Genomic DNA, 14,347 nt, shown 5'->3' on the forward strand with positions numbered 1-14,347 from the left:
CCTAATCCTTGTGGGAAATGAACTCCCGCATTAAAAATATTGAGTTGGAGTTCACTCTCAATTTTGGAGGATAAAGATGAGGAGAAAATTAATCATCTTAACCACCGTATTCCTGCTTCTATTCATTTCAATAGCTGCCATTGCTTATTACATTATTCGCCCCGAGACATTGGAGGATTATCTACCCAAGGAGATAGAAAATCTCAATCTGATGAAGACCATTTCGGGCCATCGAGCTCTGATGATGGCAAGAGCATCCCATAGAGGGGAGATCAAGGATGTCTTGGATATAGCCATTGGATATTATGAGAGGGATTTGAGCATCTGGATCACTGAGTATCCAAATCCAAACATTGCTGAGAGAGAAACCACGCGAATGGCAAGGGCAATGATTCAATTTGGGAGAGGCTTTGAAAAATTACGGAAATTTAAATTAAATGGTCAGGAAATTTATCTGACACTACCCGCTGGGAAAGCTCAGTACTTTTGGAGCCGTGAGAACTTCATGATCTATATTATCCCTGGTCCATTAAGCGAGGAGGAGGTGAAGAGGGCCATAAAACAAATTAATTGGAAAATCTGGTTATTTTAAAATCATTTGTGGCGCCTTTGCCATCTTGTCTTCTTTAACATCTTCTTATATTTATGCTTTCTTATTTTCTTGCGCCTCTTTTTAACTACAGAACCCATTTTCTCCTTCTCCTGTAAATAAAATAAGGTTAATTTTTATCTCAATTAACCTAATATTTTACCACTTTTCGAGGAAAACCCCAATGACCGAATTTCTCTCCAATCAATGGCTGCTTTATCTTACCAACGAGGAGTCGAGCGTGAAGGCTCTGAGAGGATGGTCTTTAATACGTCAGCTCTACTTATAATGCCCACCAATTCCTTGCCTCTTACAACGGGCAATCTTTTAATGCGTTTTTCTATCATTAAAGTGGCGATCTCTTCCACGGGTGTATCTCCACCTACACATATCACATCGGTTGTCATGATCTCCTTCGCTTTGGTCCCCTTTATTTTCCAATATTCGTCCTTAAATTTTTTCCGATTTGCCCAGTAATCCGAGATTGGCATTGAGGTCTCTTTATAGATGAGATCACTTTCAGAGACTATACCCACGATCTTATTTTCATCATCAACCACTGGGACACCGGTGATTCGATTTTTGAGCAGGATATCGATTATCTCCTTTACCGATGTCTCTCTCTTTATGGTGATCACCTTTCTGGTCATAATATCTTTAGCCAGCATGGATGGCTTCCCTTCCCTGGATAATTATACCCTTTAATATATCGGATTTACTGACGATGCCCACAACTCTTCCGTTGCGGGTCACAAATACCCTTTTTACCCCCTTTGTGATCATCAAGGATGCAATTTCTCTGGCGGGGGTATCTTCACTAACACAGATGACGTTCGTGCTCATGATATCCTGAGCCTTGGTTCCGGTCATTTTCTGGATTTCCTCAACTAATTTTTTATGATTGACGTATCGACCATGTTGGTAGATTAAAGTTACAGATATTGGTAATTTCTTTTTATATAGAAGGTCCTCTTCTGTAACAACTCCAATGATCTTACATTTATCATCCACAACGGGGACTCCACTGATTTTATAATCGAGCAAAAGAGTTACAATCTCTTCAATGGTAGCCTCCTTTTTTACGACTATTACATCTCTGCTCATGATGTCCTTTGCCTTCATTCCTATCGCCTCCCATTATTTGATCGTTGCTTTTAGAGCTTGTTCTTTTTTTCACAATTTAATTATACCATTTCTGTGAAATGAAAAAAGAATTAGGATCGGAAAAAATTTGGGAAGAATTTAATTTAAAAGGTCACAAAACCAAAGTATTAAGGAAGAACTTTATAAACTATATCATGCTCTCTCACATGCTCATCGACTTTAAGACCTATAGCCTGCCCCGCCTTTGCCGTTTGAATCCTCTCGTGTTCTATCTCCATGGACTCCACTTTTTGTGTGAGATCGGTGGTGTGTCCCTTTATGTGGATGGTATCACCAACGCTTAAAGTATTGGTTATCTCCACCACCGCCACACCAAGCCTTGTGAAATAATGAGTCACCCTGCCAATCTCTTTTTCTTCCATTTAACATCCTCCTTTCAAAATACCCAAATTTTTTTGTTTTTCACCAAAGAATGGTCATTTCCTCCTTTGAATTTTTCATTCATTAAATTCCATGGGTGAGTCTATATATGAGAAAAGCAGGCAACTTATTGCTCTCCATTTTTTCCTGAGTTTCTTCTATAGGGTAAGATACCCGATGATATTCAAAGGAAAATTTCTCGGAGTCGAAGATGATGAAACTCGCCTTTGGGTTGCCATCGCGGGGCTGTCCCACGCTTCCCACATTGATGATGTATCTAAAACCCTCTCGCAGGGTAAATACTTTCCTCTCTTCTAAGCCTATGGCTTGGCAGACCTGACCTGCCCGTCCGGTAGGCGGACCTGCTGGTAGGCGGGTATCTTTAGGGAATTTCTGAAAAACTATGGGTATATGGGTATGTCCAACAAAGGCTACCTTGGATGTGAAATGGTGAAAATTTGCTTCAGCATCCCAGGTGGAGATGATATACTCCCAGATTGGATTCCTGGGACTCCCATGTACTAGGGTAACATCATCGATGGGATTAAGCTCAAGAGGTAAATTTTGAAGATAATTCAGTGATTGCAGAGTGAGTTCCCTACCCGTCCACTCACAGGCTATTCGAGCATCAAGGCTAAAATCATCCAAATCTATCTTCCCAATTGCCCCCAGATCGTGATTTCCAGCAATGCAAAGATGGGAAAATGAAGCAAGCAATTCAATACACTCATTGGGATCGGGTCCATAACCCACCACGTCTCCCAGGCACCAAATCTGGTCAACGCCCCTAAGATGCTTTATTACTTCTTTGAAAGCAGCCAGATTTCCATGGATATCGGCGATAATCCCATAACGCATTTTTACCTCTAAATATTCTCTATTTTCCTATAATCTTCGCCATATTTCACTTCTATAAGCGCTCCATAACCTCTTGCTATTCCCTCTTGAAGGGTGCAATTCCAGCAATTTCAGCTGCCCGTAATTGCTCAGTTCTTCGCTTGTTGATTATATACCCTTAACTCATCCTTTCCCTCAAGCATATTTCACATCTACATCCAAATTTCCTTTTATTTTTTCATAAGTTTGCTCTCGCAATGGATATTTTACAGAAATTCGGTAAAATATTTTATTGGATTTTACATGGACTATTAACAAGTCAAGTTGACACTTTCTGACACTTCTGACACTTTCGGTTTTCATTGTTCTTTGAAAACTTAATCTTTGGACTTTCAAGAGCCGGGCATCTTTTACCATTTAGGAACTTCTCAGCTGGTGTCTTCCCATTGAGCTTCCATCCCTGATGAGTGCGTTTGAAGTTGTAATGGTGTAAGAACTCATCGAGATCCTTTTGTAATTCTTCTAGGCTTGTGTAGATCTTCTTGCGAAATGCTAGTTGATAGAAGTCATTTTTCTTGATCTGGTTGGGCATCTTGGGTTTTGGTCTCTTCTTAGGAGCAAGACCTAGTCTTCCATACTTTTTGAAGTCCTTGAGAAGCTCATAGTACCTGGTCCTTGAGATTCCAAAGATTTGGCAGGCAGCTTTGACATTATGCCTCTTGGCATATTTGAAAAGCTGCACACGATGATGGATAATTAAATCATCGTGGGACATGATTGACCTCCTTTCGGTTTTAGGTTTGAATAATCTAATTTTAACCGAAAGCGTCAACATGTCCTGCGTTTGTCAAAGGGCAAAGTGTTAACCTAACTTGTTAATAATACTTTTTACATTTAGGCCAAAAGGACTTTCTACACTGGTTTAAAGGAATTCGATGATGATAAATTTTCTCTGCCTCGTTCTAGGATACCTCATTGGCTCGATCTCCCCCTCTTATTTTCTGGGAAAAATTTTGGCGGGAATTGACATAAGAAAAGTCCATCTTAAAGATGCTGGCGTCTCCAATACCTATTACATTCTCGGCGTTTGGCCCGCAGTTGTAGTGGCTCTTTTCGATTTATCAAAAGGAATTCTTTCAATACTACTAGCCTATGGGTTAGGGGCAAATTTCCTCTTTGCTAATTTAGCGGGTTTTTGCGCCATCTTAGGACATCTCTTCCCTTTCTACCTCAACTTTAATAAGGGAGGATGGGGGCTATCCACCTCCGTTGGGCTCCTATTCATGTACCTGTTTATTTTGGTTGAGTATATTTCCCTCTCCCCATATCCCCTCATAATTTTGGGGCTCATGGTCCTCGCCCTGGTGTGTATGGGTGCCAAGGGAGAAATGATAGGGCTTTCAGCCCTGCCTCTGTTGGTTTTAATTATTCTCTCGGAAGCTCCGCTGAACCCATTCTCCGTATTCGCCATTTTGCTCATTTCTTACATTTTTTGGGTCAATACCATCGTTAAATACGACCGAATTTTAGAGGTAAAGAAGAAATTCGAGGACATAAAAATCTGGCGAATATTATTGCGTCCCGGGGCTCCGCTTTTCCTACTCTTTTACGATCTTTTTGGGAAGACGTTTGGACTCACACTCGTGGGTGGTCTCGTAATAGTCTTCTTAACTGTGGATATTTTGAGATTGGGGATCAAGAGGATCAACCTATTTTTATTCAAAAATCTCTTTTTCGCCTTTAAGGAGAAGGAAAGGGTCCAGTTCTCCTCGATGACGCTCTTTTTAATTGGAGCTTTTCTTACTTTTCTCCTCTTTGAAAGGAACATCGCCTTTGCAGCTTTGGTCTTTTTGATCTTTGGTGATATTTTCGCTAAAATCTTTGGGATTTTATATGGAAAACACCGGATTTTTGATGGGAAGAATGTTGAGGGACTGTTGGGATATTTTCTGGCATCTTTGCTCGCTGGTTATTTACTCCTGCCTTATGTGAATCTTCTCTTTTGGGTGATCGCACTTGGAAGCCTTGCTGCAGCCGTTGCTGAAGTACTGCCCCTTCCCAATGATAATTTCAGCGTTCCCTTAATTAGTGCTGCTTCTATGCTGGTCACGAAGATATTTTGAACCGCGAGTTATCTCAGCTGGAGATTAACTCCGGGTGTGATTCATTGTACATGAGTCATAAATCACTGCATATTTTTCTAAAGTGGGTGGGCTAAGGAGGCACTGTGCAGCCGACCGTTAAGCCCGTACGGGAAGAGCTGCGGCCCCGTACGGGTCGCACTCTGAGAACCGAGGGAGTAGGCCCGTATGGGCAGTCCACCCATCTTTGGATCGTGCCTTAAACAGCAAATTCTGAAATTATGACCACTATAATTCATCGTATGTTTTCATTTTCTTCAAAATGGGATATGGGTTTATCCAAACGTCATCTTCTTTGATTCCAAAATGGAGATGGGGAGGTGTCCCCCTCGCATTACCCGTGTTTCCGACATACCCGATGATTTGTCCTAACCTAACTTTATTTCCTTCTTCGATGCCAATGACCCAAGTTTCCAAGTGTGCATAGTAGTAATATCTTTTGTCTCTTCCCCGGATTCCGATAAAGTTGCCGCTGATGGGCTCGGTGCCAATCTTCTCCACCTTGCCTTCAACACAGGCATAAACAGGGGTTCCTCTTGGAGCGAAGATATCCGTACCTTCATGTAAGTGATAGTAAGGGATATATCTCGGGGCATGCCAGTCATTAGAGTAACTGCAGTTACCAGCCACTGGGAAGCAATATTCAATCTTATATACACTTTTGCGAATGGGTACTCGGATTTGTATAAACTCGGGGAAAGCTACCACCGATACAAAAAGCAGAGCTACGAGTAAATTAGCCAAAATGACCAGAACAATTGCAGCCGTTAAAATCCGATCAAAAAATCTATTCTTTAATATAGCTATGGTGCGAGTGGTCATCGTCGTAAATTCCTAAGGGCTCCATTCTTGAAATCTAATCAAATTGTTCCTTCGCTTTAGTCTTATGAACTCCTTCCAAATTTTAAAATTTCCAGAAGAGAAATTAGACGAATAAAACTGCATTATGATAGAATGACGTCAAACTTTTGGTTAAAAAATATTTTTGTTTATTAAGGTAATAGCTAAACTATGAAGAAAGCAGCTTATAAATGGGTTAAGCAAGTCAAACATGATCTTCACTCGCTATCCCGATGTTGCAGAAGTGGTGCCCTTTGAATAATATGATAAGACAACCGCTGAGGAGAAAGTGTCTGTGGCTAAAAAAGTATTCCATCTTCTAAAGCCAAGGTATAAGATGTTGGAGGAGAAGGAAGATGGCTAAAACAATTTTAACTGACCCTTGGGCTAATAGATTTGTTCATAAAGCTCTGCCGCTAATAAGAAAAGAATTTTCTCCTCAAAAGGTCATTATTTTTGGCTCAAGGGCGAAGGGAAAAGCGAGGAAAGAAAGCGATCTTGACGTCATCTTGGTTTCAAGCACCTTCAAGGACGTGAAATTTTTAAAGAGAATGCCGATGGTTTTAAGGAAAATCCCCTTTCCAAAACACATCGATTATATCTGCTACACTCCTGAGGAGCTTGAAAGCTTAAAAGATAGTTCAATTATCTTAGACGAAGCCTTAAAGGAGGGAATCGAGGTAAGTTAGAGAGTTTTGCACTCATGTCAAAAGCCTTGATCATCAACAATTATCTCAATTCGAGGGAAGTCAGGGAACTCGCCCAAGTGGTTGGAATATTCTGCGATTATGAGATCTGGTCCTATGGAGAGATAGATGTGGAATATAAGCTTAAAGGAAATATAGGAGCGGTAATCCTTAGCGGTTCGGAGGCAAGGATCGTTGAAACTCAGCATGTGGCGAAGTTTAATCATGTGGCTAACTTGATAAGGCGCATTGAAATACCCCTCTTGGGTATATGCTTTGGTCACCAGCTTATGTGTTTGGCATTGGGAGCTGAGGTGGGAGCACTAGAGAGAGTTGTAGATAAGTTTGAATTCGTTCGAATTATCGGGAGGAATGATCTCTTTAAGGGATTTAAAGCTGGGCAGAGCATTCCCTTGGCGGAATGGCACCACGACTATGTAAAGAAGGATAGTCTTCCCAAGGCGAACTTAAGATTGCTGGCGGATTCACCATCCTGTGAGGTTGAGGCGGTAAAGCACGATACCAGACCGCTTTATGGCATCCAATTTCACGCCGAGAGATTCCACATTCGAGGAGAGGAGCACAGAGAGGGCATCCAAGTTATAGAAAATTTCTGCTCAATGATTAGGAATTGAGCTTGCGTTCTTAAGCAAGAAAACCACTTGAAAGTAGCGCGGGAGTTCATCTCCCGCATTCTTTTGGGCGGGGATAAACCCCACCCTACGTGAATAAATGATTATGGGCAATTATTTTTACTTCGGGCTTAATTTCTTGAGTCTTTCGATCCCCTTATCGATCTCGGTGACCAGCTTTTCATGCAACTTGGTATTGCTCGCGGCGATGGTTGAGACTTGGGCTTCAACTCCTGAACCTAAAAGAGGATGATCATCCAAAGGATTGCCCCATCCATCGGTTATGATGCATCCTGCCTCTTGAGCGATCAGAGTAGCTGCGGCAATATCATAGGGGTTGTTATTGAGGATGTTCCCCTTCCCCACCCTTTCAAATTCCCTTTTCACCCAGGGAACTTCTTCGATCATCCGCTTTCCGATATCAACATAGGCATCCATCTGCCCAGTGAGAAGACGTGTGATGGAGAAGCAAGCACTGCCTATATCGAAGACTCCTCCATTAACCGAAGAGATGTTGACTAAATCCCCAAGCACCGTTATAAGGAGATCGGCGGGTCGTCCTCGAAATCCAAAGGTCCAGAAGAGTGTGGCGAGGTCCACATTTGTGCTTGGAGTGGGCTCCATTTCTTCCCCATTTCTCTCAATCCTTACACCCTTACCTCTTTCGGCGGTGAACATAGTGTCATTTTTGATCTCCTGGACACAGCCATAAAAGACATCCTTCATGAGTGGTTTGGGTTTATAAGTAGCAACTGCCACTGAGACGCAGCAGGATTCCAGACCGGCAGCTGCGGGGCGAGAACCATCGACCGGATCCACGATGAGCACATACTCTGGCTCTCCGAAAATAACGAGCCCCTTGTCCTCTGAATAATAAGCGATATTCCCCTGAGCTTTTAAGTAGGATTCAACCTCTCTCTCGGCTATTTCATCGATAGCAAAGGTGGTATTCCCACCCACTGCTTGACCAAGAGATACTCTTGATGCAATTTTCCCCAAATGGGGCTTGACTATCCTCTGAATCCTTTGAGTTAACTCATACGCTAAATCCTTAATATCCATCCCTGCCACTACCCAAACTCTTTAGGATCCACCCTACTAACCTCTTCAATTTGGTCAAAGTGCTTATCTGTGCTAATGATTTCCCTGATATCGTTATTTATCATCACTGCAACGTGAATATGGTCACGAGGAGGTAGGTCAGGATATTTTTTTAGGAGTTCGAAGGTTATTTCTACTTCCCTTTTGGTTACAGACAAAACGTCTGAAACAGCAACCGAAAAATCCTTTGCCGTCTCTAACCCATCTTTTCCTTTGCCTATCATAAAATATCGATATAAGATCTCCTGTAATACTTCAGTATCAGTAACAGCTGTGATTTTTTCATCGCCTATATCTCTCAAGATAGCGGAGCAGGATTGCTTGTACTCATGCCCTTTACCAACCGCATACATCACTATATTTGCGTCAATGAAATATATGCTCATAGAATAGCTCCCTTCATTATCTCTTCTTCCATTTTTTCCCAATCATCTATGGGTAATTCACGCGAAAGCATACGTTCGACCGCTTTTTTCTTCTCTAACTTGGTGCGTTCATGTAGCAACTTTTCTATTGCCTCTCGAATAACAGAAGCCACTGATTTCTTACGCTTTTTAGCATACAATTCAAGTTTCCTATACTGCTCTGGCGATAATAATATTTGTAGGCGTTTAGTGAGCTCAGACATCTCAATTCCTCCTTAAAATGTGTATGTGGATATTATACATCACTATCAGCTTAAATCAAATTTCGCAAACAATCAAATCCCACCCACGATTCAAAAATCGATATCTAAAGAGATTTTGCCGCGAAAATTTACTCACTACCAGCAGCTTTAAAAAATTACTCGTTTAGGAGGATTTTAGCAATTTATAGCGAATGTAATGCAATAATGATTTTGTTACTTAAAGGAGGGGAGATGGGGGGGCGAGCAAGAGATCAAGTAAAAGGAGATATTGCAAAAAGCACATTTTTCTGGAATTTATATGGGATATGTTATGATGGCATAAATATCGCTATGCCCTATCGCAAACTCCTTTTTGATGCATATATAAACCTTGATATCCGGCCAGGACACAAAATTTTAGATGCGGGCTGTGGAACAGGTAATTTCGAAAGATTCATCTCGAGTAGAAACATTCCTCCTATCGAAATAGAAGCAGTAGACTTCTCACCTATTATGTTGTCTCGTGCGAGGAAGAAATGCAAGGATTTAAAGTTTGTTAATTTTGCTTTAGTGAACTTAGATGGAAAGTTACCTTATCCAGATGATACGTTTGATCGCATACTTTGTATAAATGTCCTCTATGCTTTAGAGAATCCACAAAATACCATTTGTGAATTTATTCGTGTACTTAAACCAGAAGGAAAGATGGTTCTTACAAATCCAAAACCTGATTCTCGATTCGCACCACTTATTCAAGATCATTTTAAGAGGATTGGAAATATTTGGGGATTCTCTCGAAAAGCAGGGGTTCTAGCAAAAACACTACTAATGTTATCCACCATTGGTCTTATCCCAATTCTAATAAATGTATTTATAATCGATAAAAAGGGAAGAAAGCAGGAATATCACTTTCTACCAGAAGAGGAATTTGTAACAGTATTTAAACAAAATGGTTTCGGGGGCATCGAAATAGAACCCGCTTATGCGGATCAAAATTTGTTTATAGTAGTGGCGGAAATCATTCCTCAAGAAACGAGGATGCAGTCCATTAATTTTGAATCGATGGAATTTCCATCCAAACGCTCATCGAGGTCTTAAGATATAATTCTCGGTAGTTAGATTTCATACCTTTTTCTTCTAAGAATTTGTTTGCGATAACTACTTGGAAGGGGAGTTATATTAATGTCAAAATTTGGAGGTTTAATGCAAAATTTAATAATGGTTAATCCCAAAAGAGTAAACTTGTTCCTTTCAAATGCTCCTGCAAAGCTTTTAGAAAAGCTAGGAAGGAAAAATGCTTTAGCAGTATTCCGTGAGGCAGCTCAAAAGGTATCAGCCTACCAATATTTTCTCGAAGAGCACAGTATTGATCCTAGGAAAATAAAGTACTGGGAGGAAATTCCTCTTACAGACAAGGAGAATTATTTTAGGAAATACCCATTTGAGGAACTCTGTTTAGAACCCTTGGGTATGATGGACATTATTTACCGTAGCTCGGGAAATTCAGGACAACCATTTTACTGGCCGCAGTTAGCGAGTAAGGACAAAATGATACCTGCATACTTTGATCTTTATTACAACTATCTTCTTGATCTGAGGCATTCAACACTGATTGTCAACGTTCTCGCTATGGGTACGTGGGTTGCTGGAATCACAATCACAACAAATCTAAAACAAATAGCATTAAAGGACGATTATAAACTAACTATTGTTTCCCCCGGGTCTGATATTAAAAGTGCTTTAGAACTAATTGAGAGATTCGGTAAGCTATACGACCAAATCTTAATAATTGGCTACCCGCCTTTTACTGAACATCTTATATCAAAAGGAGAGGAAACAGGGATCAAGTGGCAAGAAATGCGGATAAGAATTCAAACGGGGGGTGAGCCATTCACAGAAGCTTGGCGTGAGAAAGTTAAGGAAAGATTAGGGATAGCTAAGGATGATCTTCTTGGAGTAACTAGTGTTTTTGGTTCATCTGATACTGGCTCTGGAATGGTTGGTTTTGAAACCGCACTCACTATCTTAATTAAAAAGCTGGCTTCCCAAAATGAGAAGTTATGCGTAGAACTATTCAAAGGCATCCGATTGCCGACTTTAATGCAGTTTGTACCCATGAGCTACTTTATAGAGGAAATTGATGGTGAGATTGTGCTTACCGCCAAGAGTGGTATTCCATTAGTCCGCTACAATATTCATGACCGAGGAGGAGTGGTTTCCTTTGACAAAATGGTAGAAATACTTCACTTGCATGGGTACGATGTAATCTCACTTCTTTCTCAAATGGGATACAAAACTATCTGGCGTCTGCCTTTCTTTTACTGCTTCGGTCGGAGAGACGCTGTTTCAATCGATGGTGCTAATATCTATGCCGAAGATATCCAGGAGGCTATTTCAGAAAAGGCAATAAAAGAAATCAATAATTTTAAGCTATCAATTGAGGAAGGTGAAAAACAAAATATGCGCTTTATAATTTTTGTGGAGTTGAGAGAAGGTATAGAACCGAAAGATGAAATGGTAAAGTTATATCATAATATTTTCTTAGAAAAGCTCCTGGAATTGAACGATGATTTTCGTAAATCGTACCAAGATAATCCCCAATCTTGCGATCCTTTAATTAAGATTTATAAGCTTGGTCAAGGACCATTTGCTGAAGATGTTGGGAGAATTAAACAAAAACGCATCATTTGATAAAAATGAACGAGTTTTGTGACGAAATCCCTCTCACCCTCCCGCTTTATGGCTTTCTCAAATTTAAGCAACCCCTAAAGTACCTGACAATTGATACCGATAATTAATGTGATAATTGCGAAAGGAGGATTTCAAAGTTGCCTCTTCCTTTTTTTCATTTATGTATTTTATGCGCAATAATAATCTCCATTGTGATTATGGGATCATTTGTCTATTTCAGAGATAGGAGAAGTAGTACCCACAGAGCTTTTGCTGCTCTGACGCTTAGCATTACCATTTGGATATTATCTCTCTATATATCTGATCTACATCTGAGTTATAGCGCAGCACTTTTGTGGAATCGTATAGTAATGGCCGCAGGTGTTTCAATGGGAATGACCATATTTCATTTTTCTATGGTTTTCCCAGAAAGGAAAGTTTGGCTCCCTCCATGGTATAAGTTTGGAAACTTTTTTATCGGCTTTCTTTTTATCCTGGCAACCCTTTTCACTGATTTAGTTGTCAAGGAAATCCAATACTTTAACTGGGGCATTAATATTGCTTCTGGATACTTATTCATACCTGTGCTGATTTGGGCTTCGAGTATTGTTGGAGCTACTTTTATTAATTTTGGCATAAAATTTTTCAAGTTCCAGGGGATAAGAAAAATTCAACTTTTGTATTTATTTGCTGGTTTTTTCTTTTTTCTTGGAATCGGGATGATAACTAATCTAATTCTCCCAGTAATAACTGGCATGAATCCTCTGGCTAAGTTTGGTCCTTATTTCGTTGTATTTTTAGTAGGTTTCACTGCTTATGCGATTGTTAAGTATCGTCTCATGGATATTAGGTTGGTTGTGGCCAGAAGTGTGGTTTACTCACTATTAGTTCTAGCTATAGGTGCCATTTACATTTCAATAATCTTCTTCCTAAAGCGCGGTTATGAAACCACTTTGCACATTAATCGAGACACATTGTTTATCATTGCTGGATTTGCAGTTGCCTTTGGATTCCAGCCTCTGCGAAGGTTTCTGCAGAAATATACGGATAAAATCTTCTTCAAGGAAATGTATGATCCCCAAGAGCTATTGGGCAAGCTGAGTAAAATAATGAGTTCCACATTGAAGCTCGATGACCTGCTAAATTCGATGTTGAAGATGATTGTAAGTGAGATGAGGATAGGCAAAGCAGCTTTTGTCCTAACGAGTAATGGAGATATCATCCATGTAAAAACGATTGGATACGGAAGAATATTGAATTCCTCCTGGAGGAAAGTAGCCAGTTTGATTAAAGACAAAGAGATAATTGTGGCCGATGAATTAATGGAAGAGTCTAAGGAAAAGGATATCCTGAGGGAATTGGAAATAGCCGTTTTGGTTCCCTTACAAGCGGAAAGTAACCTCATCGGGGTATTAGTACTGGGTGAAAAGCGATCGGGGGATATGTTCACCATTCAAGATTTGAAATTCTTGGGGGTTTTAGCTCCTGAAGTGGCAGTTGCCATAAAGAATGCGGAGCTATTTGAAGAGAAAGAGAAAAGGATTTTAGAGCTCAGCGCCCTTAATAAGCTGGCTTTTTCATTGGGTGCGGAGTTGGATATAAAGGATATTTTGAATCAAGCTATTGATCAAGCACTTCTTGTAACCGGAGCGGATTCAGGTTCAATAATGCTTCTAGACGAAGAGACGCAGACGCTCACTATTAAAGCAGCTCGAGGCATTGAGCCCCAATTCCAGAGAAAGACAAGGTTGAAGGTTGGTCAAGGGATCGCTGGTTGGGTAGTGAAGGCGAGTGAGCCCCTGATCATAACGGACACGGAAGATGGGCGCTTTAAAGAGCTCTTGCGACGCGATGAGATTATATCCGCCCTTTCCGTTCCCCTTAAAGCCAAAGAAAAGGTCATCGGAGTCTTAAGTGTAAATCGTAAAACTTCTAAAGAACCCTTCACCAAGGAAAATCTGAATCTGATTTCTTCATTTGCTGCCCAGGTGGCTGTAGCTATCGAAAATGCGAGGTTATACAAGGATTTGGAGATGACCTTCTTGGGTGCCATCTCCGCCCTAGCTGCTGCGGTGGAAGCGAAGGATCATTATACCTTCGGACACTCACAGGTGGTTACAAGGTACGCCATAGCCATTGCCAAGGAGCTTTCCTTACCCGAGAGCGAGATCGAAAGCATTCGGATTGCGAGTATGCTCCATGATATCGGCAAGATAGGGTTGGATGGTACTATTCTGAATAAACCGGGTAAATTAACTCCCGAGGAAAGAGCCCTGGTCAATCTACATCCCCTCATAGGTGTCAACATCCTCAAATCATTGGAGTTCTTGAAAGGGGCAATACCACTCATCCTTTATCACCATGAACATTTCGATGGTATGGGTTACCCAGAAGGAATAGCTGGAAAAGCAATTCCTCTAGGAGCGCGGATTATTGCTGTGGCTGACGCTTTCAATGCGATGGTTTCAGAACGTCCCTATCGCTCCGCACTAAGTATTGAGGAAGCAATCGAAGAACTTAGAAATTACTCAGGTACCCAATTTGATCCTACCGTAGTCGAGGCATTTTTGAGGATACTGCGAAGAGAATCAAGCGAACCCCCTGAAATGTATCTAAAGACTACTACCGACTCCTCACCCCCAACTTAGAATGGTGCGCTTGGCGGGATTTGAACCACGCTCCAGTCGCTTCGCTCCTTCCAGGGCTCCGCCCCTAGGACG

16 protein-coding genes and 2 pseudogenes are annotated in these 14,347 nt (G+C 41.0%); 7 read left to right on the forward strand and 11 right to left on the reverse strand.

The genetic code is table 11. The features are described 5' to 3' along the window. The first annotated feature begins 76 nt into the window (after window positions 1-76). Window positions 77-592, forward strand: coding sequence for a hypothetical protein (locus QMD66_04615; protein ID MDI6822137.1), 516 nt, complete (start codon window positions 77-79; stop codon window positions 590-592). 2 nt (window positions 593-594) lie between these two features. Here the strand turns inward: QMD66_04615 and QMD66_04620 are convergent, their stop codons facing one another. The 7 genes and pseudogenes from QMD66_04620 to QMD66_04650 form a co-directional block, all read right to left on the reverse strand. Then, window positions 595-690 carry an AURKAIP1/COX24 domain-containing protein gene (locus QMD66_04620; GenBank protein ID MDI6822138.1) on the reverse strand — a complete coding sequence of 32 codons (96 nt, stop codon included), beginning with the start codon at window positions 688-690 and terminating at the stop codon, window positions 595-597. A gap of 120 nt (window positions 691-810) precedes the next feature. Then, window positions 811-1,257, reverse strand: coding sequence for a CBS domain-containing protein (locus tag QMD66_04625; GenBank protein MDI6822139.1), 447 nt, complete (start codon window positions 1,255-1,257; stop codon window positions 811-813). After that, window positions 1,247-1,711, reverse strand: coding sequence for a CBS domain-containing protein (locus QMD66_04630; GenBank protein MDI6822140.1), 465 nt, complete (start codon window positions 1,709-1,711; stop codon window positions 1,247-1,249). Before QMD66_04630 ends, QMD66_04625 begins: the two co-directional genes overlap by 11 nt. Before the next feature lie 149 nt (window positions 1,712-1,860). Next, on the reverse strand, window positions 1,861-2,115 hold the full coding sequence (locus tag QMD66_04635; protein ID MDI6822141.1) for a U32 family peptidase C-terminal domain-containing protein: 255 nt from the start codon (window positions 2,113-2,115) through the stop codon (window positions 1,861-1,863). Window positions 2,116-2,197: 82 nt separating this feature from the next. Beyond that, complete coding sequence (locus tag QMD66_04640) at window positions 2,198-2,971, reverse strand: metallophosphoesterase family protein (GenBank protein MDI6822142.1); 774 nt, start codon at window positions 2,969-2,971, stop codon at window positions 2,198-2,200. Between the two features lie 298 nt (window positions 2,972-3,269). Further along, a pseudogene (locus QMD66_04645) lies at window positions 3,270-3,518 on the reverse strand (hypothetical protein). 42 nt (window positions 3,519-3,560) lie between these two features. Next, window positions 3,561-3,725, reverse strand: a pseudogene (locus QMD66_04650) (helix-turn-helix domain-containing protein). A gap of 160 nt (window positions 3,726-3,885) precedes the next feature. Here QMD66_04650 and QMD66_04655 point away from each other — a divergent pair. Beyond that, window positions 3,886-5,073: a glycerol-3-phosphate acyltransferase gene (locus QMD66_04655; protein MDI6822143.1), complete on the forward strand. Its 1,188-nt coding sequence runs from the start codon at window positions 3,886-3,888 to the stop codon at window positions 5,071-5,073. Window positions 5,074-5,319: 246 nt separating this feature from the next. On the opposite strand, the gene QMD66_04660 is transcribed toward QMD66_04655, so the two are convergent. Continuing rightward, the gene (locus QMD66_04660; protein MDI6822144.1) at window positions 5,320-5,913 is read right to left on the reverse strand and encodes a M23 family metallopeptidase; all 594 of its coding nucleotides are present in this window, start codon (window positions 5,911-5,913) and stop codon (window positions 5,320-5,322) included. A 374-nt stretch (window positions 5,914-6,287) separates the two neighbouring features. On the opposite strand from QMD66_04660, the gene QMD66_04665 reads away from it, so the two are divergent. Together QMD66_04665 and QMD66_04670 are read left to right on the forward strand one after the other, a co-directional pair. Beyond that, entirely contained in the window at window positions 6,288-6,620 is a 333-nt protein-coding gene (locus QMD66_04665) for a nucleotidyltransferase domain-containing protein (GenBank protein MDI6822145.1), read from the forward strand. A gap of 14 nt (window positions 6,621-6,634) precedes the next feature. After that, the gene (locus QMD66_04670) at window positions 6,635-7,252 is read left to right on the forward strand and encodes a gamma-glutamyl-gamma-aminobutyrate hydrolase family protein (protein ID MDI6822146.1); all 618 of its coding nucleotides are present in this window, start codon (window positions 6,635-6,637) and stop codon (window positions 7,250-7,252) included. Window positions 7,253-7,369: 117 nt separating this feature from the next. On the opposite strand, the gene QMD66_04675 is transcribed toward QMD66_04670, so the two are convergent. Genes QMD66_04675 through QMD66_04685 form a run of 3 tightly spaced genes read right to left on the reverse strand, consistent with a single transcriptional unit; the run spans window position 7,370 to window position 8,978 of the window. After that, complete coding sequence (locus QMD66_04675; GenBank protein MDI6822147.1) at window positions 7,370-8,311, reverse strand: inositol monophosphatase family protein; 942 nt, start codon at window positions 8,309-8,311, stop codon at window positions 7,370-7,372. Window positions 8,312-8,319: 8 nt separating this feature from the next. Continuing rightward, on the reverse strand, window positions 8,320-8,736 hold the full coding sequence (locus QMD66_04680; protein MDI6822148.1) for a type II toxin-antitoxin system VapC family toxin: 417 nt from the start codon (window positions 8,734-8,736) through the stop codon (window positions 8,320-8,322). Next, window positions 8,733-8,978 (reverse strand): ribbon-helix-helix protein, CopG family, encoded by a 246-nt coding sequence (locus tag QMD66_04685; GenBank protein MDI6822149.1) that lies wholly within the window; start codon window positions 8,976-8,978, stop codon window positions 8,733-8,735. The genes QMD66_04680 and QMD66_04685 overlap by 4 nt, the downstream gene beginning before the upstream one ends. A gap of 231 nt (window positions 8,979-9,209) precedes the next feature. Between QMD66_04685 and QMD66_04690 the strand changes: the two genes are divergently transcribed. The 3 genes from QMD66_04690 (at window position 9,210) to QMD66_04700 (ending at window position 14,275) form a co-directional block, all read left to right on the forward strand. Next, entirely contained in the window at window positions 9,210-10,055 is an 846-nt protein-coding gene (locus QMD66_04690) for a methyltransferase domain-containing protein (protein MDI6822150.1), read from the forward strand. Between the two features lie 84 nt (window positions 10,056-10,139). Continuing rightward, window positions 10,140-11,648 (forward strand): hypothetical protein, encoded by a 1,509-nt coding sequence (locus tag QMD66_04695; GenBank protein MDI6822151.1) that lies wholly within the window; start codon window positions 10,140-10,142, stop codon window positions 11,646-11,648. A gap of 197 nt (window positions 11,649-11,845) precedes the next feature. Beyond that, a complete protein-coding gene (locus tag QMD66_04700) occupies window positions 11,846-14,275 on the forward strand; it encodes a GAF domain-containing protein (GenBank protein MDI6822152.1) in 2,430 nt (809 codons plus the stop codon). The last annotated feature ends 72 nt before the right edge of the window (window positions 14,276-14,347 follow it).

This window comes from Actinomycetota bacterium (assembly GCA_030018275.1).
In the GTDB taxonomy this organism is placed as follows: Bacteria; Actinomycetota; Aquicultoria; order Subteraquimicrobiales; family Subteraquimicrobiaceae; genus Subteraquimicrobium.

What these genes read in the sequence shown, in the direction of transcription:
- QMD66_04615 (MDI6822137.1), top strand. Translation starts at nt 77, where the DNA reads ATGAGGAGAAAATTAATCATCTTAACCACCGTATTCCTGCTTCTATTC.
- QMD66_04620 (MDI6822138.1), bottom strand. Translation starts at nt 690, where the DNA reads ATGGGTTCTGTAGTTAAAAAGAGGCGCAAGAAAATAAGAAAGCATAAA.
- QMD66_04625 (MDI6822139.1), bottom strand. Translation starts at nt 1,257, where the DNA reads ATGCTGGCTAAAGATATTATGACCAGAAAGGTGATCACCATAAAGAGA.
- QMD66_04630 (MDI6822140.1), bottom strand. Translation starts at nt 1,711, where the DNA reads ATGAAGGCAAAGGACATCATGAGCAGAGATGTAATAGTCGTAAAAAAG.
- QMD66_04635 (MDI6822141.1), bottom strand. Translation starts at nt 2,115, where the DNA reads ATGGAAGAAAAAGAGATTGGCAGGGTGACTCATTATTTCACAAGGCTT.
- QMD66_04640 (MDI6822142.1), bottom strand. Translation starts at nt 2,971, where the DNA reads ATGCGTTATGGGATTATCGCCGATATCCATGGAAATCTGGCTGCTTTC.
- QMD66_04655 (MDI6822143.1), top strand. Translation starts at nt 3,886, where the DNA reads ATGATGATAAATTTTCTCTGCCTCGTTCTAGGATACCTCATTGGCTCG.
- QMD66_04660 (MDI6822144.1), bottom strand. Translation starts at nt 5,913, where the DNA reads ATGACCACTCGCACCATAGCTATATTAAAGAATAGATTTTTTGATCGG.
- QMD66_04665 (MDI6822145.1), top strand. Translation starts at nt 6,288, where the DNA reads ATGGCTAAAACAATTTTAACTGACCCTTGGGCTAATAGATTTGTTCAT.
- QMD66_04670 (MDI6822146.1), top strand. Translation starts at nt 6,635, where the DNA reads ATGTCAAAAGCCTTGATCATCAACAATTATCTCAATTCGAGGGAAGTC.
- QMD66_04675 (MDI6822147.1), bottom strand. Translation starts at nt 8,311, where the DNA reads ATGGATATTAAGGATTTAGCGTATGAGTTAACTCAAAGGATTCAGAGG.
- QMD66_04680 (MDI6822148.1), bottom strand. Translation starts at nt 8,736, where the DNA reads ATGAGCATATATTTCATTGACGCAAATATAGTGATGTATGCGGTTGGT.
- QMD66_04685 (MDI6822149.1), bottom strand. Translation starts at nt 8,978, where the DNA reads ATGTCTGAGCTCACTAAACGCCTACAAATATTATTATCGCCAGAGCAG.
- QMD66_04690 (MDI6822150.1), top strand. Translation starts at nt 9,210, where the DNA reads ATGGGGGGGCGAGCAAGAGATCAAGTAAAAGGAGATATTGCAAAAAGC.
- QMD66_04695 (MDI6822151.1), top strand. Translation starts at nt 10,140, where the DNA reads ATGTCAAAATTTGGAGGTTTAATGCAAAATTTAATAATGGTTAATCCC.
- QMD66_04700 (MDI6822152.1), top strand. Translation starts at nt 11,846, where the DNA reads ATGGGATCATTTGTCTATTTCAGAGATAGGAGAAGTAGTACCCACAGA.